The sequence below is a fragment of the Metabacillus sp. SLBN-84 genome (assembly GCF_053629595.1).
On sequence record NZ_JBRJIP010000001.1, the window covers coordinates 3,788,306 to 3,809,700 of the forward strand.

The following is a 21,395-nucleotide window of genomic DNA, read 5'->3' on the forward strand; positions in this document are numbered from 1 at the left end:
TTTTAAAGTACGCCAACCTCTATTTCTGTCATTCTGTAAATCTCTTCAATTCGTTTTCCGCGTGCCCTTGCCAAGATATCCATGCGGACAGACAGCTGCTTCATTGTAAAATGCATTGTATCATCAATTGTGTGGCCAAACGCCGTCTGCCCTCCGGCTATGCCTTCCTGGTTCAGCTTAATGGCATATGGAGTCAGCTCGTCCATTTTTTGAGCCACTAAATCAAAAATCGAGTCATTCTCGCAAATAAGACGCTGAAGCAGAAACGTCCCGTAGCCGATGTGCCTTGATTCATCCTTTTTCAGCAGACCTACACCTTTTAAAAGACCAGGCATAATATTCGCTTCCTCAAGCGACCGGTAAAATGAAAAATAGCCCGTTTCAGCAAGCACTCCCTCAACGAACATGTTGTAGACAGTCGACGCTTCGGCAATGGCTTCCTGCGACTGATCATGGAGCAGCCTGTCCATTGTCCGGGGCAGCAGCTCGTAAAAAATCTCTTTATATGTGTCTGTATGATAGACGGACAGATCCCCGGTTTCCCCGATTGCATTTAAAGCAAGCCTGAAAAATTCCGTATGCTTGGCTTCCTCAAACAGGAACGTCGTCAAATACATTTCTTCTTCCAGACGGCCTTCCTTGGCAATCGCCATCATCAGCGGCAGCAAATCAAGCGTGACCGCCTCTTCTCCTGCCTGAAACTGTGATATCAGCCTCAGCACTTCTGTCCTCTGATCCTGATTCATGCCCTGCCAGTCCCGCTGATCCTGTGAAAAATCAATGTCCGACGGATTCCAGATCCCGAAACGCTTCGCTTTTTGATAAAGTCTGAACGGGAGAGAGTCCTCCTGAATGCCCCGCGCACTCGTGGTAATGATTTCACGCTTATTCATCGCTACCTCCTGAAAACTTTTTTTCAAAAACACGGCTTCACGTTTGTAAGTGCTTACATAACTATTTTACAATGAGAAGTGGAACCCTCATATTCCTGAAAAAGTAGGGGAGGAAATTGTCGAATGATAGATTCCAGAGTGAGAGATTATGTACGTGAAACACATAAGATCCATGACTTTTCCCAAAAATGCGAACGGATGGTCCTTGGGTGCATCCGCTTCTTCCCATTCAAGCGGGCAACCCTCTTTACATACTCCGCCTTCAGTAATATCGGTGAAGGCCTCATCCAGGCAGAAGAAGGAAAAACCACCTCAGTCAAATGGATCAAAGAAGATGTCCGCACCATTCCGCCTGTCTATCATGCTCTCAAAAACAACAAGCTCCGGCTCCTTGACCTCACAGAAAGCAACGTCTCTTTTCCCGAAAAATACATTCAGCAATATGACCTCTCAACCATTGCCGTCATCCCGATCAGCCAGTCCAACCATGTCATCGGCTGTGTTCTGGCCGATCAGTACACAGGCTGCAGCCAGTCCATCCATACTCAGCTCGAGCAGCTTTCCAGCTACTTTCAGGAATTTTTCACACACCGGCCTGCGCACAGGCTCAGCAGGCGGGAAACCGAAGTCCTTCAGTACCTCGCAAACGGCCTCTGCATGAAAGAAATGGCGCACTCCATGAACATCAGTGAATACACCGTCCGCGATTACCTGAGCGCCGTCATTCGAAAACTCGGCGTCAGGCACAGAGCAGAAGCTGTGGCGGAGGGATTGAGAAGGGGGATCATTTTATGAAGAAAGTGGCTGCTGTCGAAAGTACTGGAAGCCGGAACTGGACACTGCTGAAATACCGATGCAGTTTGGGCTGAACAGGCAGAAAAATAAAAACCCTGCACAATAGTCAGAACCTGACTTTTTGCAGGGTTTGCTTTAACCTTAAAGTGAAAGGAGAGATAGACAGATGGAAAGGGAAAAACTAAAAATATTCACTGACATTTCGTTCTATATTGCTCTTTTCGCATTAATCTCTATTCCGTGTTCTGTTTATATCTCTGGACTGAGTATATTGGGACTTCTTGCATTTTTTGCTACCTTTATCGGGATTCCATTAAGTATTCTTTCAATGTTCAGCAAAGAGAGTGCAGGTAAGAGAATGTTTGCATTGCTTGTAAATTTACTGCCTCTAAGTATTATGGTATATGCTTTAATAGCAGAATTTACAGATGAATTTCTTCGAAGCGCTCCTTAAATACGGGCAAAATCGTAACTTTAATCGAAAGAGATGCATATGAGTTCTTCTCCAAAACTCTACCCAAGCGGGCTCCCCATCACCGGACGCCTCATGCACTCATCCGTCTCAAACCCGCACTGTCTGTAAAGCCCGTGTGCATCCTTTGTGGCCAGCCCGAACTTTGTGTTGATTGTATCCGGATGATCCAGAACACATTGTACGAGCCATTTTCCGAGCCCTTCTCCTCTTGCACTGTCATCAATGACTACATCCATCAGCCAGGAGAAGACGGCGCGGTCTGTTATGACTCTTGCAAACCCAAGCTGGGTGCCGCTGCTGTCATAGAGTCCGAAACTGAGTGAATTCCGCACGCTTTCTTCGATTACGTGAACGGGCCTGTCTTTTGCCCAGTACTGGTTGCCGATCCATCCGGCAATCTTGTCTAGTTGCAGCAGATTCTGTTCGTCTGATACGAAAAACCCTTCTTTTTTCCAGATCATCCTTACCATCTCCTTAAACGATCATCTGACTAGATTATAACGGATGTCTCAAGGGTATTGTGATTGTAATGGAGGTGATTTTTGATATGAAAACCATTCATCTAATTGTTCACGGCCACGTCCAGGGTGTCGGATTCCGTTATTTCGCTCAGTCCGCTGCCCAATCCGAAAAAGTAACCGGCTGGGTGAAAAATAAAGAAGACGGTACAGTCGAAGCTGTAGCGCAGGGTACGGAAAACCAGCTGGATTCCTTCGTCCATACCCTGCGTTCTGGAAACCGCTATGCACAGGTGGAGGAGATTAAAGTCAGCGAGGTAGAACAAGACCAGACACACGCCGGATTCAAAATCATCCGCTAGATGTTTTTTTCAGCTTCGCTTTCTTTATGACGGCTCCTATGACAACCCCTGTCAACAGGAGTCCGCCTCCAATCCAGATGCTGCCAAAGTGCAGAAGGCTTTTTCCGAGTGCTGCTAATCCGCTCATGCCAATTCCTCCTCAAATGACAGGTTTGCAGGCTCATCATGAAGGTGAGAGGCAAATTCGATGTTTGTAGTAGGAACCGTTTCGTCGACTTCTTCAAATTTCAGCTCGTCCACCCACATTCTTCCCGCTCCTGACAGAAGCGCTCCAATAGAAATGACCGCACTTTCTTCCGGTATATCAAGGACGATGGAGCAATAGTGCCATTCAGTATCCTTCGTAATCGGTCTGTCTCCCATATTGTCAAAGCGCAGAACATCCTGAAGGGCATTGTCCACTCTCATCCACATTCCGCAAAAGCCGTCCAGATTTTCAGCACGAATAAACCCAGAGAACTTATAGCGTTTGCCCTTATACTTATCCGCTTTTATTTCCTGCATCATTGTTGCAAATTCACCTGGATGCTGCACGCTTTTGGCAGCTAAATACCCGGAGCTTTTCCCTGAGTGATAGACTTTCCTGTCCAGTCCCATTTCGTAATTGAACGGATGACTGCCGCTTAGGACCCATCCTTTAACACCTTGATTCTCCATTGAAATTTCCTCCTTCTGCATCGTCAGGCTCGCCATTATTTTCCGGTAAGTGCCCGGCGGCAGCCTGTATATTTTTTTAAATGCCCTAGTGAATGATTCCTGGCTTTCAAATTGATAGGAAAGAGCAATATCAAGTATTTTTTCATCAGTATAAAGCAGCATTTTCGCTGCATCCGCTATGCGCCTAATTCTTACATATTCAGAGGGGGTCATTCCAAACTCCCTCTGGAAAAGCCTGTGAAAGTGGAATTTAGAGTATCCGGCCTCACGGGCAATCGTCTCAAGCGGCAGCTCTTCCTGCAGATGATGTTCGATAAACGCAATCGTTTTTTGAAAGGCTGTATCCATTTCCTCACCTCTTACTTGAAAGTTTACCAGGAAAACTTCTCCTTTTTTTGATTTTTCTTGCTAAAAAAGAACCCCTTTTGATAACAGGAGTTCCGCCATGCATCATTCGATTTCAATTTTTCCAACGTATTGCGCCAAACCTCTGTCAGCATCAAGCTCCACTTCAAGGATGTACTCTCCTTTTTCTTCGGGAAAAGTAAAGGAACGCTGTTTATCTAAGGGCAATTCCTGCTCAGTGCCATTTTTCCAGAGCGCAGCTTCAAGATTTTCCACCATGAAATCCTCACTGTCAAACAGCAGATCTATTTTCTGGCCCGGCTGGAAGGCCAGCTTCTTTTGCTCATTCGCATACGACAGAACGTCGTCAATTCTTTTTTCCTCAAGCTTGCTGTTTTCACCCGTCCACTTGATGTTTGCCTCTGTCAGCTTTTCAGACTGGGAACTGTCCGAAGCGGATAAAGTTACGGAAGGCGGGGTGAAATCGTAGTCTTCTGCAATACAGCCTGATAGTAAAACCACTAGAAAAATGCTTGTGATGACTTTCAATCTTATTCTCATAATCTCCCTCTTCATCTTAAGAGTTTTTCAGGAACGCATGCAGCGTCTGAGAATAGAGGTCAGGCTGCTCCCTGTGTACTAGATGTCCTGCAAATGGAATGACAGCGATATTGATCGCTGAGTGCAGCTGTTTATACGCAACAACAGCCTCGACTTCCAGCTCCTGATTTTCACCAACGAGACATAAAACCGGAATCTCTATGCCGGAAACATCGCCTGTCGCGTGAAAAGGATAAAAGTCAGCTTCGTTAAAAGATTTCAGCAGGGATTTCCAGTCATTCTCCCCGTGGATTTCGTTCAAGAATGCAACAGCTTCTTCATTCGCAAACAAGTGCTCATACTGTTCTGCTTCTTCTTTTATCAGTTCAGCCCAGTTATCAGGCTCCTTCGGGAGAACTCCTGAAAAACTCAGCGATTTCACTTTTTCAGGGTATTCTTTTGCAAAAAGTAATGCCGCAATTCCTCCAATGGAAACTCCAGCAATGTGACACCGCTCAATCCCGAGATGGTCAATCGTTTCTTTCAAATCCTGCACGCATTGAACAAAATAGTGATCAATCTTTCCATGCGACTTACCGTGCCCCCGCAAATCAGGTCTGATCACTTTGAAGTTTTCCGCTGAAAAAAACTCGCTCTGCTCATTATATTCCGTATCACCTGTCATTCCGCCAGAATGAATAAGGACGAGCGGTTCTCCCTCTCCCGATACATATGTATGCAAAATCATCCATGCTTCCCCCTGTGCATGACCGTATTTACCGGCCATCATTATATATGTAAAATCATGCTTCCCCAGTACAACAAACTCATTGTGAAAAAAACAAACGTAAATACTTTTGCCTTTTCGGGCAATTTCCCTTTGAAGAAAATAAAGCCAATGCCGGCCAATATGTGAAAGCTGATAAAAAGGAGCAAATTCATTTGGTTCACCTCTTTAAGACTGGAAAGCCTTTGGCACTTGCTTATTACTGAGTACACGATTTATATTACTGCACTTATCCCCCACTCCGGAGTCACTCTAAGTGTTCCTATCCTGCTTTTACAACACTTATCTTCGCTCCGGAGTCACCGTAAATGTTCTTATCCTGTTTTTACAGCACTTATCTTCACTCCGGAGTCACTGTAAGTGTTCCTATCCTGCTTTTACTGCACTTATCTCCGCTCCGGACTCGCTCAAAGTGTTCTTATCCAGCTTTTACTGCACTTATCTCCGCTCCGGACTCGCTCAAAGTGTTCTTATCCTGTTTTTACAACACTTATCTTCACTCCGGACTCACCGTAAATGTTCTTATCCTGCTTTTACAACACTTATCTTCACTCCGGAGTCATCGTAAATGTTCTTATCCTGTTTTTACAGCACTTTCCCCATTCCGGACTCACTCTAAGTGTTCTAATCCTGCTCTTGCAGCACTCCACTCAGCTCCGAAGCCACTCAAAATGTCCTTAACAAACTACCTTCATTTTCCATTTTATCACAATCAAAACATCCTCAATACAAAAAACACCCGCCATTTAAAATGACGGATGCGCTGATCGGTTAATAAGCTTTTTCCTGATAAAAATAATTCGGCTTTACCACTTTGTTCTCGTACTGTTTATGAAAAATGTGGGTTGTGGCGGGCGACATTGGCGGGATGAGCCAGGTCCAGTCGCCTGTTACTTCGCGGCCAGCTGTTGATTCATTCTGTTCGAAGCGTTTAAACTGCTGGGCTGCGGTATGATGGTCCACGATGCTCGCGCCTGCAGCCTTGAAGGAGTGCAGCACGGCTCTGTTCAGTTCCACAAGGGCCCGGTCTTTCCACAGTGTTGATTGTGAGGACGTATCAAGCCCCAGGAGCTCAGCCACTTTCGGCAGCAGGTTGTACCGGTTTTCATCGGCAAGGTTTCTGGCGCCGATCTCCGTTCCCATATACCATCCGTTAAAAGGAGCGGCCGGGAATGTGATGCCTCCGATTTCAAGCTTCATATCGGAAATAATCGGAACGGCGTACCACCTGGCCCCGAGTTCTTCAAGCTCGGGATAGTCAGGATGTGTAATCGGGACCTCCATGACGATTTCATCCGGGATTTCGTACCACACAGGCGCTCCCCCTGCGACTTCTATGACAAGCGGAAGGAGATCATAGGCTGTCCCCTTTCCTTTCCATCCGAGCGCGAGACATTCTTTTGTAAATGCAATTGAACCGGGGTCACCGACAACGCCTGAATCTGTCTCATACCCCGCGTATCTCAGCAGCTGATGATTCCAGATTCTCACAGGTGCCTGTCCATCCTGTTCCGGCTTAAAGATTGTGATTAACGGACGAATTCTTCCTCCGTTTGTTGCAAATTCTATATGTGAGATCAGCGCGTCCCTTATTTCCTCAGGTGTTTCAAGATGCCTTGCATCCGCAACGCGGAGTGTATTCCAGAACAGGCGGCCGATGCATTTGTTGCTGTTCCGCCAGGCCATTTTTGCGCCGTGTTCAAGTTCTTCTGACGTAAGATCAATGGTTCTGTTCCGTTCAAACCGGGATTTAACCTGAAGCAGGCGGGCAGTTGTTTCTTCTTCCGTTTTCTCAAGCTCCCGGTAGCACTCGATAATAAACTGCTCTGCTTCTGACATGATTTCAAGCTTGGTATTCATAAGAGCCTCCTAAATTGCCGGACTTCTATGTAAAGACTTACGTTATTTTTATGACAATAGATCAGTTTTTTCTATATAAAGTATAGCATCTCACTTTGCACACTCTTTTACTACAACCAACACTTTCATGAACTTTTCTATTCGGAAAAAACATTTTGCTGGCATCATCTTTTAAAACTATACATATCAAGGGGTTTGCCTCATTTGGAAAAAGTATTCTATAAAAATATGAAAAAAGTATTATTTTTTTGTTGCAATGTGAAAGCCCTTTAATTAAAATAGGTTTATGCAAGCGATTGCACATTTTGCACTCATAGTTGCACACCACACATTAAAAAATAATGTAAGCGATTTTGCTATTAAATGAATTCGTTTACACCTATTATACTTACAGGAGAAAGAAGGACAAAAAGATGAAGAACTTATTATCATTCGATTTTTGGCAAAAGTTCGGTAAAGCCTTAATGGTCGTAGTAGCCGTAATGCCTGCAGCCGGTATCATGATCTCACTCGGCAAGCTTATTGCAATGACAGGCGGAGACATCACGCTCGTGCAAACGATTGCACGTGTTATGGAGGATATCGGATGGGGAATCATCACGAATCTTCACATTCTGTTCGCTGTAGCCATCGGGGGATCCTGGGCTAAAGAACGTGCAGGCGGAGCATTCGCAGCACTCATCGCATTCGTACTGATTAACCGCATCACAGGTGCTATCTTCGGAGTTAACGCTGCAATGCTTGCAGATCCTGAAGCAACAGTAAACTCTCTTTTCGGACAAGAACTGATTGTTAAAGATTACTTTACTTCTGTACTTGGCGCTCCTGCACTGAACATGGGCGTGTTCGTCGGAATCATCGCAGGTTTCCTTGGTGCAAACCTGTTCAATAAATATTACAACTACAGCAAGCTTCCTGAATCACTTTCATTCTTTAACGGTAAACGCTTTGTGCCTTTCGCAGTTATCGGCGGATCTGTTGTAACCGCTATCGTACTTTCACTAGTATGGCCGTTTATTCAAGGTTTACTTAACGACTTTGGACAATGGATTGCAACATCACGCAACACCGCTCCAGTTGTTGCACCATTTATCTTCGGTGCCCTTGAGCGTCTGCTTCTTCCATTCGGTCTTCACCACATGCTGACTGTACCGATGAACTACACGTCTCTAGGCGGAACGTATCAAATTCTTACTGGCGGAAGCGCCGGTTCAACAGTTGCAGGTCAGGATCCGCTTTGGCTTGCATGGATTGCCGATTTGAACAACTTCCTAGCAGCAGGTGATACTGCAAGCTACAACAAACTGCTTGAAGAAGTAACTCCAGCCCGTTTCAAAGTTGGACAAATGATCCTTTCAACTGCTTCTCTTATCGGTATCGCTTTTGCCATGTACCGCAATGTTGATAAGGAAAAACGCACGAAATACAAATCAATGTTCCTATCTGCAGGTCTTGCAGTTTTCTTGACAGGTGTAACTGAGCCGATCGAATTCATGTTCATGTTCGCTGCACCGCTTCTATATGTTGTATACGCAATCACAACTGGTCTTGCATTCGCAATCGTCGATATTATCGACATCCGCGTTCACTCATTTGGATTTATTGAGCTTCTGACACGTACACCGATGATCATTAAAGCAGGATTATGGCTTGACCTTGTCAACTTCTTCCTTGCATGTGCCGTGTTCTTCGGACTGAACTTTGGAATTGCGAACTTCCTGATCAAACGCTTCAACTTCCCTACTCCGGGACGCAACGGAAACTACATCGATTCTGAAGAGCCTGCTGCAAAAACAGGCGAAGTAAACAAAGACTCTCAGGCTTCTGCGATTATTACTTTGCTTGGCGGTTCTGGTAATATTGAAGATGTAGATGCTTGTATGACACGTCTTCGCGTAACCGTTAAAGACCCTGAAATTGTTGCAAATGAAGCGCAATGGAAAGAAAACGGCGCGCTTGGGTTAATCATTAAAGACAAAGGCGTTCAAGCCATCTACGGACCGAAAGCAGATGTTTTAAAATCTGACATTCAAGATACGTTAGGAGCTTAAACGATGAAATTATTAACGCTTAATTGTCATTCCTGGCAAGAAGAAAATCAGATGGAAAAAATCAGGACGCTCGCGCTTGCCATCAAGGAACAGTCTTATGATGTGATTGCCCTTCAGGAGGTAAGCCAGCGGGTGGAAGAGCCCGTCCTGTATGACGGAGTCAAAAAAAACAATTATGCGTTAGTGCTGCTTGATGAACTGAAAAAACTTGGTGTTGCCGGATATGAGCTGGTATGGGGATTTGCCCATATCGGCTATCCGGGCTTTGAAGAAGGCTTAGCCATTCTGACAAAGCATCCGGTAGTTGACTCAGAAGTGTTCTCCGTCACAAAAGGCAAAAACACTGACTACTGGAAAACCCGTTCCATCGTCCGTGCGGATATTGACTATAACGGACAGGAAATTTCTTTTTACTCCTGTCACCTCGGCTGGTGGCACGATGAAGAGGAACCTTGCAAATACCAGCTCGACTCTCTTCTTCAAAAGGTTGACCTTGATAAGCCTTCCTTTTTAATGGGAGACTTCAACAACAGCGCCGAAGTAAGAGATGAAGGCTATGATTATCTTCTGTCACATGATTTGTATGACACGTACGAGCTTGCAGAAGACAAAGATTCAGGCATCACGGTAAAAGGAAAAATTGCCGGATGGGATGAAAATAAGAAAGATTTGAGAATTGACCTGATTCTTGTGAACAAGGAAGTCAACGTTCTTTCTTCAAAGGTTATTTTCAATGATGACAACAGACCGGTTGTATCTGACCATTACGGGGTTGAAACCGAAATCAGCATGTAATACCAGGGCTGCTTCTTTAAAAGAAGCAGCTTTTTTATGTTGTAGTGATCTTTTTTTCTCCTCTTTGCGTTTATCCTGTCGTTCCCCCGGGAAACTATAAAGGTTATAGGGAGGCGGATGTATGAAAGACTTATTCAGAAGAATTCATCAGCATGAACTAAATGATCTCTCTGCCGTTATTGCATATTATTTACTTTTATCCCTGTTTCCGCTGCTTATTTTCTTAATCGCGCTGTTTCCTTATTTTTCACTTGATGTAACGCCGCTTCTGACATGGATTAATCACTATGTGCCTTCAGAGACAGCTGAGCTTTTAACGGAGCAGATCAGAAGCCTGTTCGGAGAAACCAACAGTTATATCCTTGCATTCGGCTTATTGGCTGCCTTATGGTCTGCAAGCAATGCTACACACATTCTAATCAGAGCGTTCAACCGGGCTCTTGAAATTAAAGAAACGCGTCCCTTTATCAAGGTGCGCATAGATGCCCTGCTGCTTGCCGCAGGGCTGATTATTACGATTACGATTGCATTGCTCCTGCCTGTATTCGGCAAAGTGATCATCAGCACATTAACGCGCTATGCACCGTTTCTTGAAGCCGTTAATCCGCTATTAAATCAGGCCAGATGGGTCATTTCCTTTTTCATGATTAATCTCGTCCTGCTTGCGCTGTATTACTTTGCCCCGAATGAAAAGCTGAAGTTTTTTGATATCTATTTCGGATCGCTGCTGGCAACAGTTCTTTGGACTTTAAGCTCTTACGGGTTTTCTTTCTATGTCGAAAACTTTAAAGCTTTTAACGCAGCATACGGAAGTTTGGGAGGCATTATCATTTTGCTCATCTGGATTTACTTTACCGCCTTTTCCATTCTGCTTGGCGGAGAAGTGAACGCGATGCGCGTCTGCAGGAGAAGGGATAAGTTCTGCCCGGATTGATATTTCCTTAATACACCAGTTTGATAAATTTGGAAGCGGGTATTTCACTTAGAGAAGACGCATGAAGTGAAAGGAGACCGTATGCTTGATTTTGTAATCAATATGCTCAGGGAATTTGGAATATGGGGATTGATGGCGGGACTTGCGATTGAAGCATCTTCTCTTCCATTTCCAGGCTCTCTTATCACCCTTGCCTATGGTTATCTGCTAGAGCTTTCATTTATTGAAATCATTCTGATAGCCCTTTTAGGAAGTGCTGTCTATACGATTTTCAGTTTTATCCCTTATTGGATTGGCTATAAATTAGAGCACAAAATGAAAAAGAAGCTGACGAAAAAGAAGAAAACCTTTGAAAAAACGCAGCGCTGGTTTAAAAAATGCGGACTTTGGAGCATCGCTCTCGCCCGTCCTTTCGGAATTGGGAACTACATTTCCTATGTCTCGGGACTTTCCAAAGTAAAGTGGGTCCCGTTTGCCGCTCTCACCTTTCTTGGAGTATTGCCTTTAAATATAGCGATGCTCTGGCTCGGACAGCTTGGAAGCCTCAAAACGGTGACAGCCTTTATGTCAGAGATGCAGATGTATGTCCTGATAACAGCCGGTGCAGCTATCTTGCTTTTCTTCGTATGGCGTTATGTCAGCAAGAAAAAACAGTGCGCTCCAGCTGCGCAGCAGGAAACAAATTAAACAGAAAAAATCCAGGGGAAATCCCCTGGATTATTTTTTTGCCCCGCCCGCATACAGGATAACCAGCAGCACGGCAACGCCAATTGCAATGATGGTTCCTGCGGGAGGAGAAGTAATTAGAATACCTGCCAGGATTGCAAGCAGGGCCACTAGCGAGAACCAGGAGGAGTACGGATAGCTTTTCACATAAAAGCCACGAAGCTCTTCCCCCTTTTTCCTGCTTTTCAAGTGGGCGACTGTCAGCAGAATCCAAATGGACAGAATCGCATAGCCCGGTACAACCATCAAGTAACCGAATGTCTTTTCCTCTGCAAAAACGGCAATGATCACACCGATGTATAGAAAGGATGTGCTCGCAAGCAGAGCTCTGACAGGGACCTTTTTAGCAGACAGCTTTGAGAAATAGGACGGTGCATTTCCGCTCAGCGCCTGCGTGTAAAGCAGTCTTGATGCTGCATACATGCCTGTATTCGCAGCAGATATGACGGCCGTCAAGAGGACAAAATTCATAAAGCCGCCTACATAAGGAATGCCGATTCGGTCAAAAACTGAGACAAACGGGCTTTCCGTTCCTACCATATTCCACGGCATGAGGCTTACAATAATTAAGATTGGAAGAACATAAAAAACGAGAATCCTTACGATGACACTCCGTGCGGCTCTCGGTATCACTTTTTCAGGATTTTCCGTTTCACCGAGCGTCATGCCAATCATTTCTGTTCCGCCAAAAGAAAACATGACAACAAGCATGGAGGCTGCAATGCCTGAAATGCCAAACGGCAAGAAGCCGCCGTGCTCTGTCAGATTTGAAAATCCGGCTGCACTTCCCCCGCCGATCCCGGTAAAGATCAGGACACCACCGAGAATGATGAAAAGTGTAAGAACCGTAATTTTAAGCGCTGCAAGCCAGTATTCCGTTTCACCGAAAATACCTACTGCAAACAAATTGATGACCGTAATCAGGATGGAAACACCAAGTGACAGCAGCCACATCGGCACATCCGGAAACCAGTATTTCAGGAAACCGGCCGCAGCAGCCATTTCCGCTGCCATAACCAGCATCCAGCTGATAAAATAAATCCATCCGGCAAAGAAGCCGGCAAACGGTCCGAGAATGGTCTCAATTAAATCTCTGAGCGTTTTTGCTTTCGGCTGCTGAACAGCCATTTCCGCCATTGCCTGCATCACAAAATAAAGAATAATGCCTGCCAACAAGTACGAAATAATAACACCTGGGCCTGCAAGCTCAATCGATGAACTGCTTCCCTGAAAAATGCCTGCTCCAATGGCGCCGCCAAGTGCAATCATGGTGACGTGCCTTGATTTAAGCCCTCTGGCTAACTCGTCTTTTTGATCAGACGAATGGTCATGTTTATTGCTCATGCTCGTCTCTCCTCATATATGGTCTATGCTCTTTTGTCTTGCACGTGTTATCTTAACAAAAAAGCAGATACATGAAAACAGTGTACGTCTCAGTCCTTGTGCGTAAGGTTCCACACTTCCATTAAAACCGGCATCTCTTTCTTTTCATCCTCCGTTACAAGGTCCCATTGAATGCCGTCAGGCTTTTGATAGGGAGTATCTGTTTCAATGATTCCCTGTTCGGTTACGATATAGTCCACCGGCAAGTCATATGTATCAACCTTAAAGTCTTCGTCCGTTACCTGAATGCTGTGAATGGTCGAGATAACAGGAATGTCAGGGTTGCCAAGCTCTCTCATAATGGCATACTCGCGGTCTGAGTATCCCTCTCCTTTTCCAATTCTTCTCCCGTCCTTATGGACAGCAACAGAACCTGCGACAAACAGGTCAACCTTCGGCAGCTCTGACAGAGAGATTTCCTTTCCATACTGCCTGATATTTTTTAAGCTTACAGCCTTCCTCTCTTCACCGGACGGGACCCATTCTCTTTTCAGCATAATAAATCCTGCTTTGAGCCTCGGTGTCGGAACGAGAAGGGTTTTTCCGTCCTTTATCACACGGGCTCTGAGAGGAAGCTGCGGGGCGTCGGGATTGATTTTGACAACCTCAGCCTGTTTGTAAATGTCCATCTGTGAAACAAGTTCAGCTGCTGCAGCCGCACCCTTAAAGTTCGGAATTCGGTTCTTCAGCGGAAACGGAAATCCTCCTAATTTTTCATCTTCGAGCCTTTGCCACTTATTCTGTCTGATTTCATCTTTTGTGATCATGAAGCTCTTCTCCTCCTAATGTAAGCCGGTGTGTTGCATGGTCTGACTGAATTTTCCTGAATCCTGCACGCTCATAAAAACCGGCTGCTTCTTTTGTATCTGTTCGTAAAACAGCCTCTGAAAAGGTCGGAACCGCCTCACGTAATAGCGTTTGTAAGAGCAGGCTTCCCGCTCCTCTTCTCCTGTACTCTTTTCCTACATAAAATCTTCTGATTCTGCACATTCGTTCATCCTGATCGTACGGGTCACGGTTCAGTCCCCCGACAGCAATTAATTTATCATGATGAAACACGCCAAACAGCGCTTCACCCGGAAGACTGAACTTGTTTTTTCCGGTTTGGAAATCATGAACAAGCCTTTCCACAAAACGGAATCCCTCGCTTTTACTTTCCTCTAAAAGCGGTGTTATCTGTTCTTTTTGGAGTCTATTCATTCGTCTGACGATCATAGTGTTCCCTCCTTCATTAATTTTTTCCGCCCTGAAGGCTATTCTTTGCCTTGTAGCGGACAAGGTGATACGGTAGTAACAAATGTTCCAGTGCATAAAGACACCGGAGCAAACTTACAGAACCCAAGGAGGAATTTGAAGATGAGCCAAAAACAGATACTGCTTGCAGAACGCCCGTCGGGAAAGCCGACTGCTGAAACCTTCCGCTACACGGAAGTTCCTGTTCCATCACCCGAATCAGGACAAGTACTGATCCGCACTCTCTATCTGTCAGTCGATCCTTATATGCGCGGCCGGATGAATGAAGGGAAATCCTACGTTGCTCCTTTCGAGCTTAACCAGCCTATCTCAGGCGGGGTAGTCGGAGAAATTGTTGAAGCAAACGGCAGCAAGCTGAAAAAGGGAGACTTTGTCATCGGAAACCTCCCGTGGCAGGAATACTCTGTCGCAGGCGAAAATGAAGTTCGTCAGATTGATCCTTCTCTCGCGCCAATTCAGGCTTACCTCGGCATTCTTGGCATGCCCGGTTTGACCGCTTATTTTGGACTGCTCGACATCGGCAAGCCGAAAGAAGGCGAAACCGTGGTCGTATCAGGTGCTGCAGGAGCGGTTGGTTCAATTGTCGGACAGCTTGCTAAAATTAAAGGCGCCCGTGTTGTAGGAATTGCCGGATCAGATGAAAAGATTTCTTATTTGATTGATGAACTTGGATTTGACGCTGCCATCAACTATAAAACACAGAACGTCGGCAAAGCGCTTGAAGAGGCATGCCCGAACGGAGTAGATGTCTACTATGATAATGTAGGCGGAGAAATTTCGGAAGCCGTTCATAAACTTCTGAACAAATTTGCCCGTATTCCTGTTTGCGGAGCAATCTCCACTTATAATTCAGACGGCAAAGACGTCGGTCCCCGCATCGAATCAACGCTGATTAAATCAAGCGTCCTGATGCAGGGCTTTGTTGTAGGCGACTTTTCCTCCCGCTTCGGCGAAGGCGCAAGAGAGCTTGGCGGCTGGCTGAAAGAAGGAAGACTGAAATATGAAGAGACGATTGTAGAAGGCTTTGAAAACATTCCCCAGGCATTCCTTGGCTTGTTCGAGGGCACGAACCTCGGCAAGCAGCTTGTGAAGGTTGCAGATCCTTCTGCTTGATTCCTGTTACTTTATAGAGAAAATCCCCTTGTTAGCCGATTTTTGGCTGATGGGGGATTTTTTTCTGGGTACAGTCCGGCGATTGGCTGCCAACTATTGCCCTTTTACTACCGGCTATCGTTTTTACTACCAACAATCATCTATTTACTGCCAACTATCGCAGATTTACTACCAACTACGAATGATTTACATCCAACTATTGCTCATTTACTATCGACTGTCTGCTTACTACCAACAATCATCTATTTACTACCAACTATCGCAGATTTACTACCAACTACGAATGATTTACATCCAACTATTGCTCATTTACTACCAGCTATTATCCCACCACTACCTATCGCTTCCCGCTGCCCAATAACCCGCTATATTCCCAGTCACATAAAAAAAGAGAGCTATTAAGCTCCCTTTGAAGTGATTTACATTTTGCTTTCAGCTTTATCCAGAAGGACTTTCGCCAAATCTGAAAGACTCTCAGTCGTTTTATTGATTTCCTGAATGGAATCCACGATTGCATCAAGATCTGTTTTGTTTCGTTCAAACATTTCCATGTAGTTTTCCATTTCTGTTTTCACGGTAACAAGTCCGCTGCGCACCTGCTGAATTTGTGACTGTGAGGTTTGAGTGGACTCGTTCATGGAACTCATAATGGTGACGATTGTATCCATGTGTTTATTGCTGTTTGAAGTGAGGGCATTGATTTCATTACTGGTCCGCTTTGAATCCTCGGCAAGCTTTCTGACCTCGCTTGCAACAACGGCAAAGCCTTTGCCGTGATCGCCTGCTCTTGCTGCCTCAATGGATGCATTCAGAGCAAGAAGGTTCGTCTGATCTGCAATTCCTTCAATTTCCTTTGTCATTCTCGTAATCTGATCGGAAATCTTTTTCAGATCGCCTATTCCCTCAAGGGAGTTTTCCACTTTCGAAAATACTTCTCCAAAGACGGAGACCATCTCGTCCATCTGCTTTTCATTTTCGTTCGTCAGCTTCAGCAGGTGTTCGCTTGTTTTCTTCGTAGACTGGATTTCCTCGCGAATTTGTTCTGCTTTTGCGCTAGTATCATCCATTGTGGAATCTGTCAGCTGGACGGAAGCCGCCATTTCCTGGCTGATTGAAGACAGTTCTTTTTGAAGACTGATATTTTCTTCGTTCAATTCTTTCAGTTCGTTCATTCGTTTTTGCATATATTGATCAACAACAAGCTGGGAGTCTAAATTAATTGCATGTGTAATCGCAAGCAGTGCTGTTGAAAGCTTTTGAGGTTCCTGATGCAGCAGCTCCACAACTTTTGGAAGAAGGAGTGTGCTGATGGCTGAATACGTTGACAGAAACCATGTTACAGGCAGATGCGTCTGGCTGTGTGTGCCGCCGATCCGTTTTCTCATTTGGAAAAATCGTTCGTCCATTTCTCCGCTTAATAGGCTTTGAAAATAGTCGACAAATACAGCCTTTAAACGCTCTCTGCTTGAATGATCTGAAGCAATTCTGCTGAGAAGCGGCTGTTTATAGAGATGTGTGAGGACCTTTTCAAGAAGTTCATCCAGAAGAGGAAGTACGACAGGCTTTAGCTCTTTTAAAACAGCCAGCTGTTCTTTCGTAAACCCCATATAAATCAGTCTCGCATTTATTTCAAGCTCTGAAGTGGCAATGACTGCGCTGTCTTCAGGAAATTCCATAACAGGTTGAAACGTATTCGTTGTCTGTTTCTTTGAAAAAAGTGTCAGCATGTTCGTTCTCCTTACCTTCTACCTTGAGATTCCCTTCTTGGAAAAGAAAGTTCATGTCTTATATCGGCAGAAAACGTGAAACGATTAGAGGTATCAATAGATATAATGTGCTGGGTGAAAATTGGATTTAAATAAACAAAAAACACAAACCCCGAGTCTGTGTTTTAGTTGACCAGCGAATGCTTGAACGCATAGATAACAGCCTGTGTTCTGTCCTGCACATCCAGCTTGCTGAGAATATTACTTACGTGTGTTTTGACTGTTTTCAGCGCGATGAACAGTTCATCCGCTATTTCCTGATTTGTTTTCCCTTCAGCAACGAGCAGAAGAATCTCCATCTCGCGGGCAGTGAGTTCATCGTGCGGATGATGGACGGGCTTCTGCCTCATTTTCATCATCATTTTCCCTGTCACTTCAGGTTCAAGAACAGAGTGTCCGTGGAATGTCTTTCTTACAGCCTCTGCAATTTCACTTGCCTTGGATGTTTTGAGCATATAGCTTGTCGCACCTGCTTCAAGCGCCGGGTAAACTTTTTCATCGTCAAGAAAGCTTGTGACGATGATGATTTTCGCTTCCGGCCACTTTTCAATAATCTGCCGGGTAGCTTCAATCCCGTCCATACCGTCCATGACAAGGTCCATTAAAATGATATCTGGCCGCAGTTCGAGGGCCAGTTCAATTGCTGTAAAGCCATTGTCCGCCTCACCGACAACCTCAATGTCGCTTTGGGCTGCAAGATAAGAAGATACACCGATCCTTACCATTTCATGATCATCTACAAATAATACCTTAATCATCCTTTTCTCCCCTTACAAGCGGAATTTTGACTTCAAGCTTTGTGCCTTTTCCGGGAAAACTCACAATCTTTAGTGTTCCGCCAAGCTGCGCGGCCCGTTCGTGCATGTTCTGCAGACCGTAGCTTCCTGTTTTGGCTGCATCTACTTTAAATCCGATTCCGTCATCAATCACTCTGAGGAGCACCAGATCATCCCGTTCAATAAACAGCACTTCAAGCGTTTCAGCTTTTGAATGCCTGAGCGTATTTGAAACGGATTCCTGCAGGATTCTGAATAAATGATCCTCTATCCCTTTATCAAGCTGCACATCTTCCATTTTCCAGCTGACTTCCATTGGCACCTTTTGTGAAAGTTCCTGAAGCAGATCTTTCATGCCTTCCTGAAGAGTTTTTCCTTTCAGAGCGGCAGGACGCAAATGCAGCAGAAGCGCCCTCATTTCAAGCTGTGACTGATGAATCATCTGCTCAACCATCTGCAGCTGCCTGTTTTCTGCTTCCGCCCTGCTGCCGCTTGATTCGTTGATAGCTGACATCATCATTGATGCTGCGAACAGCTGCTGGCTGACAGAGTCGTGAAGCTCTCGTGCAAGTCTGTTGCGTTCTTCGGAGACGATTTTCTGAATGCGTTTTTCCTGTTCTTCAGCTTTTTCATTTGCGAGTTTTTGCGACAGCTTTGTCTGCTCCGTCAAATGCTTCTGCAGCTGGCGCAAAGAATGCCACATCTTCTCAAAGTCACCTGATTTTTTAGGGAAATCACCATCAGCATACTTTCCCCGGGCAAGCTGGGAAATCTCCTCTGAAAGCTGTCCAATATCACTGCGCAGAAAAATGCCTGAAAAAAGCCCCAGCACAAGCCCAATAGCCACACTGACGGCAGGCACAAAATAGATAAACGGAAGATCTAGCATCTCTTTCTCCCAAAGAATGCTCCAGTCATCCAAAGGAAACATGACAAAATAACTTGCCGAAAGAAAAACAAGGACAGAAACCGAAATCGCAGCACCAAGAGCCATTTGTCTTAGAATGCTGGTCATATCCGCTTCACCTCTAAATCTCCGACAATAGATGAAGTAATCATTTTCACCTTCTGAACCGAAGCATCATACCCCTCTGTCTGATAGGAAATGCTCTGATTAAACAATTTAGGCTCATGATGGCCAAAAACGCGGACAGCTCCGGCAAATGAGGAATGCTGAACAGACACATCCACTTCATAAGGAACGAGGATCTTTACATTCCCTATAAAATTGCGGATGACAATCATATTTTCTTCTTTCGGCAGTACCGTATTGCTCAAATCAACGATCGTATCGCCGATGCCATTCTGTATATTAATATCATTCCACTCATAAATATCTTCAGGCGTTGACTGCTGCCCGAATACATTGTTTCCAAGGATTTGTTTCTTATAGATCACATCTTCTTTTTTCAATGACAGAGATTCTTTTACTTGCGGTTCAACAACGGCAGGTGCCTTTTTCGACTGCCTGTATTGAACAAGCAGATAAATCGCCAGGGCACAAATCAGAAACTTCACAGCCCACAAATTCATGACGGTGATAATCAAACTGATCAACCCGAACCAAAACAGCAGCTTCCCCGTCTTTTTGCTGAGCCGCTTCTTTCCAAAATAAACACAGACAGACGACAGAAGCAGGAAAAAGATAAGTCCACCGTGATCAAAAAAGACTTCAAGCATTAAAAGAACGACCCCAATTAAAAGAATATACGTAATCACATCGGCGTTGGCTTTTTTGAGCATGTGGGCTTACCCTCCTTATTAGAAAAGCGGAAGCGGCCGTTTAGCTCCGGGAGTCAGATAAGAACTGAACCGAAAAGTCCGCTTTTGACTTTTTGGGGCAGTTTGTTCTGACAGAGGAGTTGGCCGCTGAAGCTAGACAGTGTGCAAAACTCTATACTCTTTTGCTTAGCAGCTGAAAAATGTACAAAACACCTTCCAAAAAAGGCGCAGAAACCCGCGCCTTCTATAGGATACCATGTTTTCAGACTGCAGAATCCTCTTTTTTCAGTTCTTTTTCGAGCTGGGCGATTCTTCCGTCAATTGTGCTGCGGTAGTAGCCCGTATTCACTTCGTTTTCAAGTCGGTCAATATAGCTTTCCAATTCATCAAAACGTGTATGTGCTCCATGTGAATAGCTGCTGCTGTCAAGGACCTTATTCATGCGGTGAGATGCGCGGGCTGTATTTTCCCGGCCCATCAATTCCATACGTTTAATGTACATGTCCTTTAGTTTATGTTTCATTTCTTCATACTTGCGCTCAAGTTCCGCAAGCTGGCCTGACACTTCTTTAAGAGATTCAGTGATTCGCACTGATCGTTCCTGATACTGCTCATGCTCTCTCACTGCAAACTCATGAAGCTCGCTTTCTCCTGCCTGTGCGGCAATATCAGCCTGGCGTTTGCGTTTCCCGGCAAGTTCCTCTGCCTGTTTTAATTCGCGGGTAAACTCTTCTTTCAGCAAATATTGTCTCTCCACAAGTTTGCGGACTTTATCAGTTTCCTGTTCGCATTCTCTTAAATACTGATTCAATAAGGCGATTGGGTTTTTCTTTTCCTTATGGTCAAGAATTTCATGAAAATCGGCTGCAAGTGTTTCTTTGATTCGTGTGAATAAATTGCTCATCATGTATCTCTCCTCATTCTATTAATTGTTTTTTTTCATTTCCGCCCACTGGCGTTCGAAGTTTGTAAATGGATCAGATGATTCTTTTTCTGAGATCACTTCTTTGTTGTTCCATTTTTTGTAGACTACATAAAGGATGTATGCTGCCGCTGCGCCGATCACTGCCGGCAGATTTGAAGCTGATGCACAGAGTGCGATGATTCCGGCGATTACCCAGAAGATTTTCATTCCGGTTGAATCGGTTTTGATGAATCCTTTATATGAGTAATAAAGGATGACCAGGCTGATAGCCAGTGCAAGCATTGGTGCAAGGTTTGCCAGCAGCACGATCGCTGCAATCCCTCCAATGATCAGTAACCCGAATTTTTTCATGTTCTGTTCCTCCTTTCTATAGTTCTATCCTACCTTCCATGCGGTTTTCCCATAACGAGCCTGAGCTTTAATTTGAACTAAGACCTGAGGCTTAGCTCCTTACAGACCTTAACGAATTCTGAATAATAAAAGCTGTTTACACAGGGATCGGCTGCACTGAAGGGGCACTTTACAGCCAACTTGTTCGCGTAACTACCAGCTTCCCCTGATTTACAGCCAACTCCCTATTCGAAAGCCGATTACCTCTTTTTCTAGCAAGATTTTAACTATTTAGCAGTTGAACTTAGGCGCTGAACATTGTCAGGCAGCTAAATCATGCAACTGCGCTATCCAGATTAAAAGAGATCAGTGCGTTACATCCAACTATGAATGCAGCACAACCAACTTCAGGCATTTTACAACCAACTTTGTTCGCGTATCTACCAAC

The 21,395-nt window shown here is 44.8% G+C and carries 24 protein-coding genes; 8 read left to right on the top strand and 16 right to left on the bottom strand.

The window, feature by feature from the left end; translation table 11 throughout:
• Positions 1 to 2: 2 nt before the first annotated feature.
• Positions 3 to 893, bottom strand: coding sequence for a R2-like ligand-binding oxidase (locus tag RKD52_RS19100; RefSeq protein WP_454100948.1), 891 nt, complete (start codon positions 891 to 893; stop codon positions 3 to 5).
• Positions 894 to 1,016: 123 nt separating this feature from the next.
• On the opposite strand from RKD52_RS19100, the gene RKD52_RS19105 reads away from it, so the two are divergent.
• On the top strand, positions 1,017 to 1,688 hold the full coding sequence (locus RKD52_RS19105; protein WP_454100949.1) for a response regulator transcription factor: 672 nt from the start codon (positions 1,017 to 1,019) through the stop codon (positions 1,686 to 1,688).
• Positions 1,689 to 1,854: 166 nt separating this feature from the next.
• Entirely contained in the window at positions 1,855 to 2,142 is a 288-nt protein-coding gene (locus tag RKD52_RS19110) for a 2-acyl-glycerophospho-ethanolamine acyltransferase (RefSeq protein ID WP_454100950.1), read from the top strand.
• A 59-nt stretch (positions 2,143 to 2,201) separates the two neighbouring features.
• Here RKD52_RS19110 and RKD52_RS19115 read toward each other — a convergent pair whose 3' ends face one another.
• On the bottom strand, positions 2,202 to 2,624 hold the full coding sequence (locus RKD52_RS19115) for a GNAT family N-acetyltransferase (protein ID WP_454100951.1): 423 nt from the start codon (positions 2,622 to 2,624) through the stop codon (positions 2,202 to 2,204).
• A gap of 86 nt (positions 2,625 to 2,710) precedes the next feature.
• Here RKD52_RS19115 and RKD52_RS19120 point away from each other — a divergent pair, with 86 nt between their 5' ends.
• On the top strand, positions 2,711 to 2,983 hold the full coding sequence (locus tag RKD52_RS19120; RefSeq protein ID WP_454100952.1) for an acylphosphatase: 273 nt from the start codon (positions 2,711 to 2,713) through the stop codon (positions 2,981 to 2,983).
• On the opposite strand, the gene RKD52_RS19125 is transcribed toward RKD52_RS19120, so the two are convergent.
• From RKD52_RS19125 to RKD52_RS19145, 5 genes are all read right to left on the bottom strand, one after another.
• Complete coding sequence (locus tag RKD52_RS19125; RefSeq protein ID WP_454100953.1) at positions 2,973 to 3,110, bottom strand: hypothetical protein; 138 nt, start codon at positions 3,108 to 3,110, stop codon at positions 2,973 to 2,975. The genes RKD52_RS19120 and RKD52_RS19125 overlap by 11 nt on opposite strands.
• Positions 3,107 to 3,988 (bottom strand): helix-turn-helix transcriptional regulator, encoded by an 882-nt coding sequence (locus tag RKD52_RS19130; RefSeq protein WP_454100954.1) that lies wholly within the window; start codon positions 3,986 to 3,988, stop codon positions 3,107 to 3,109. The genes RKD52_RS19125 and RKD52_RS19130 overlap by 4 nt, the downstream gene beginning before the upstream one ends.
• A gap of 102 nt (positions 3,989 to 4,090) precedes the next feature.
• A complete protein-coding gene (locus RKD52_RS19135) occupies positions 4,091 to 4,546 on the bottom strand; it encodes a hypothetical protein (RefSeq protein WP_454100955.1) in 456 nt (151 codons plus the stop codon).
• Between the two features lie 16 nt (positions 4,547 to 4,562).
• Complete coding sequence (locus tag RKD52_RS19140; protein WP_454100956.1) at positions 4,563 to 5,273, bottom strand: alpha/beta fold hydrolase; 711 nt, start codon at positions 5,271 to 5,273, stop codon at positions 4,563 to 4,565.
• A gap of 810 nt (positions 5,274 to 6,083) precedes the next feature.
• Positions 6,084 to 7,172 (bottom strand): nitric oxide synthase oxygenase, encoded by a 1,089-nt coding sequence (locus RKD52_RS19145; protein WP_454100957.1) that lies wholly within the window; start codon positions 7,170 to 7,172, stop codon positions 6,084 to 6,086.
• 413 nt (positions 7,173 to 7,585) lie between these two features.
• Here RKD52_RS19145 and RKD52_RS19150 point away from each other — a divergent pair, with 413 nt between their 5' ends.
• From RKD52_RS19150 to RKD52_RS19165, 4 genes are all read left to right on the top strand, one after another.
• On the top strand, positions 7,586 to 9,223 hold the full coding sequence (locus tag RKD52_RS19150) for a PTS transporter subunit IIBC (RefSeq protein ID WP_454100958.1): 1,638 nt from the start codon (positions 7,586 to 7,588) through the stop codon (positions 9,221 to 9,223).
• Between the two features lie 3 nt (positions 9,224 to 9,226).
• On the top strand, positions 9,227 to 10,018 hold the full coding sequence (locus RKD52_RS19155; RefSeq protein WP_454100959.1) for an endonuclease/exonuclease/phosphatase family protein: 792 nt from the start codon (positions 9,227 to 9,229) through the stop codon (positions 10,016 to 10,018).
• Positions 10,019 to 10,139: 121 nt separating this feature from the next.
• Positions 10,140 to 10,952: a YihY/virulence factor BrkB family protein gene (locus RKD52_RS19160; protein ID WP_029285812.1), complete on the top strand. Its 813-nt coding sequence runs from the start codon at positions 10,140 to 10,142 to the stop codon at positions 10,950 to 10,952.
• Between the two features lie 81 nt (positions 10,953 to 11,033).
• Positions 11,034 to 11,639, top strand: coding sequence for a DedA family protein (locus RKD52_RS19165; RefSeq protein ID WP_454100960.1), 606 nt, complete (start codon positions 11,034 to 11,036; stop codon positions 11,637 to 11,639).
• Positions 11,640 to 11,669: 30 nt separating this feature from the next.
• Here RKD52_RS19165 and RKD52_RS19170 read toward each other — a convergent pair whose 3' ends face one another.
• From RKD52_RS19170 to RKD52_RS19180, 3 genes are all read right to left on the bottom strand, one after another.
• Positions 11,670 to 13,022 (bottom strand): amino acid permease, encoded by a 1,353-nt coding sequence (locus RKD52_RS19170; protein WP_454100961.1) that lies wholly within the window; start codon positions 13,020 to 13,022, stop codon positions 11,670 to 11,672.
• 89 nt (positions 13,023 to 13,111) lie between these two features.
• Positions 13,112 to 13,828: a 5-formyltetrahydrofolate cyclo-ligase gene (locus RKD52_RS19175; protein WP_454100962.1), complete on the bottom strand. Its 717-nt coding sequence runs from the start codon at positions 13,826 to 13,828 to the stop codon at positions 13,112 to 13,114.
• Positions 13,812 to 14,276 (bottom strand): GNAT family N-acetyltransferase, encoded by a 465-nt coding sequence (locus RKD52_RS19180; RefSeq protein ID WP_454100963.1) that lies wholly within the window; start codon positions 14,274 to 14,276, stop codon positions 13,812 to 13,814. Before RKD52_RS19180 ends, RKD52_RS19175 begins: the two co-directional genes overlap by 17 nt.
• Before the next feature lie 135 nt (positions 14,277 to 14,411).
• On the opposite strand from RKD52_RS19180, the gene RKD52_RS19185 reads away from it, so the two are divergent.
• On the top strand, positions 14,412 to 15,428 hold the full coding sequence (locus tag RKD52_RS19185) for an NADP-dependent oxidoreductase (RefSeq protein ID WP_454100964.1): 1,017 nt from the start codon (positions 14,412 to 14,414) through the stop codon (positions 15,426 to 15,428).
• 419 nt (positions 15,429 to 15,847) lie between these two features.
• Here the strand turns inward: RKD52_RS19185 and RKD52_RS19190 are convergent, their stop codons facing one another.
• From RKD52_RS19190 to RKD52_RS19215, 6 genes are all read right to left on the bottom strand, one after another.
• Positions 15,848 to 17,155, bottom strand: a complete 1,308-nt coding sequence (locus RKD52_RS19190; RefSeq protein ID WP_454100965.1) for a protoglobin domain-containing protein — start codon at positions 17,153 to 17,155, stop codon at positions 15,848 to 15,850.
• Positions 17,156 to 17,319: 164 nt separating this feature from the next.
• Entirely contained in the window at positions 17,320 to 17,952 is a 633-nt protein-coding gene (locus RKD52_RS19195; protein ID WP_029285799.1) for a response regulator transcription factor, read from the bottom strand.
• On the bottom strand, positions 17,945 to 18,985 hold the full coding sequence (locus RKD52_RS19200) for a sensor histidine kinase (protein ID WP_454100966.1): 1,041 nt from the start codon (positions 18,983 to 18,985) through the stop codon (positions 17,945 to 17,947). Before RKD52_RS19200 ends, RKD52_RS19195 begins: the two co-directional genes overlap by 8 nt.
• Positions 18,982 to 19,713 carry a cell wall-active antibiotics response protein LiaF gene (gene liaF / locus RKD52_RS19205; RefSeq protein ID WP_454100967.1) on the bottom strand — a complete coding sequence of 244 codons (732 nt, stop codon included), beginning with the start codon at positions 19,711 to 19,713 and terminating at the stop codon, positions 18,982 to 18,984. The genes RKD52_RS19200 and liaF overlap by 4 nt, the downstream gene beginning before the upstream one ends.
• 241 nt (positions 19,714 to 19,954) lie before the next feature.
• On the bottom strand, positions 19,955 to 20,596 hold the full coding sequence (locus RKD52_RS19210) for a PspA/IM30 family protein (RefSeq protein ID WP_454101270.1): 642 nt from the start codon (positions 20,594 to 20,596) through the stop codon (positions 19,955 to 19,957).
• A 21-nt stretch (positions 20,597 to 20,617) separates the two neighbouring features.
• Positions 20,618 to 20,968, bottom strand: coding sequence for a lmo0954 family membrane protein (locus tag RKD52_RS19215; protein ID WP_454100968.1), 351 nt, complete (start codon positions 20,966 to 20,968; stop codon positions 20,618 to 20,620).
• Between the last annotated feature and the right edge of the window lie 427 nt (positions 20,969 to 21,395).

Bases quoted from the DNA above. Each gene is read 5' to 3' on its own strand.
- RKD52_RS19200 (WP_454100966.1), bottom strand. From the start codon at position 18,985: ATGACCAGCATTCTAAGACAAATGGCTCTTGGTGCTGCGATTTCGGTT.
- RKD52_RS19130 (WP_454100954.1), bottom strand. From the start codon at position 3,988: ATGGATACAGCCTTTCAAAAAACGATTGCGTTTATCGAACATCATCTG.
- RKD52_RS19160 (WP_029285812.1), top strand. From the start codon at position 10,140: ATGAAAGACTTATTCAGAAGAATTCATCAGCATGAACTAAATGATCTC.
- RKD52_RS19165 (WP_454100960.1), top strand. From the start codon at position 11,034: ATGCTTGATTTTGTAATCAATATGCTCAGGGAATTTGGAATATGGGGA.
- RKD52_RS19215 (WP_454100968.1), bottom strand. From the start codon at position 20,968: ATGAAAAAATTCGGGTTACTGATCATTGGAGGGATTGCAGCGATCGTG.
- RKD52_RS19195 (WP_029285799.1), bottom strand. From the start codon at position 17,952: ATGATTAAGGTATTATTTGTAGATGATCATGAAATGGTAAGGATCGGT.
- RKD52_RS19190 (WP_454100965.1), bottom strand. From the start codon at position 17,155: ATGCTGACACTTTTTTCAAAGAAACAGACAACGAATACGTTTCAACCT.
- RKD52_RS19180 (WP_454100963.1), bottom strand. From the start codon at position 14,276: ATGATCGTCAGACGAATGAATAGACTCCAAAAAGAACAGATAACACCG.
- RKD52_RS19105 (WP_454100949.1), top strand. From the start codon at position 1,017: ATGATAGATTCCAGAGTGAGAGATTATGTACGTGAAACACATAAGATC.
- liaF (WP_454100967.1), bottom strand. From the start codon at position 19,713: ATGCTCAAAAAAGCCAACGCCGATGTGATTACGTATATTCTTTTAATT.
- RKD52_RS19150 (WP_454100958.1), top strand. From the start codon at position 7,586: ATGAAGAACTTATTATCATTCGATTTTTGGCAAAAGTTCGGTAAAGCC.
- RKD52_RS19120 (WP_454100952.1), top strand. From the start codon at position 2,711: ATGAAAACCATTCATCTAATTGTTCACGGCCACGTCCAGGGTGTCGGA.
- RKD52_RS19125 (WP_454100953.1), bottom strand. From the start codon at position 3,110: ATGAGCGGATTAGCAGCACTCGGAAAAAGCCTTCTGCACTTTGGCAGC.
- RKD52_RS19110 (WP_454100950.1), top strand. From the start codon at position 1,855: ATGGAAAGGGAAAAACTAAAAATATTCACTGACATTTCGTTCTATATT.
- RKD52_RS19170 (WP_454100961.1), bottom strand. From the start codon at position 13,022: ATGAGCAATAAACATGACCATTCGTCTGATCAAAAAGACGAGTTAGCC.
- RKD52_RS19135 (WP_454100955.1), bottom strand. From the start codon at position 4,546: ATGAGAATAAGATTGAAAGTCATCACAAGCATTTTTCTAGTGGTTTTA.
- RKD52_RS19145 (WP_454100957.1), bottom strand. From the start codon at position 7,172: ATGAATACCAAGCTTGAAATCATGTCAGAAGCAGAGCAGTTTATTATC.
- RKD52_RS19140 (WP_454100956.1), bottom strand. From the start codon at position 5,273: ATGATTTTGCATACATATGTATCGGGAGAGGGAGAACCGCTCGTCCTT.
- RKD52_RS19100 (WP_454100948.1), bottom strand. From the start codon at position 893: ATGAATAAGCGTGAAATCATTACCACGAGTGCGCGGGGCATTCAGGAG.
- RKD52_RS19155 (WP_454100959.1), top strand. From the start codon at position 9,227: ATGAAATTATTAACGCTTAATTGTCATTCCTGGCAAGAAGAAAATCAG.
- RKD52_RS19175 (WP_454100962.1), bottom strand. From the start codon at position 13,828: ATGATCACAAAAGATGAAATCAGACAGAATAAGTGGCAAAGGCTCGAA.
- RKD52_RS19115 (WP_454100951.1), bottom strand. From the start codon at position 2,624: ATGATCTGGAAAAAAGAAGGGTTTTTCGTATCAGACGAACAGAATCTG.
- RKD52_RS19210 (WP_454101270.1), bottom strand. From the start codon at position 20,596: ATGAGCAATTTATTCACACGAATCAAAGAAACACTTGCAGCCGATTTT.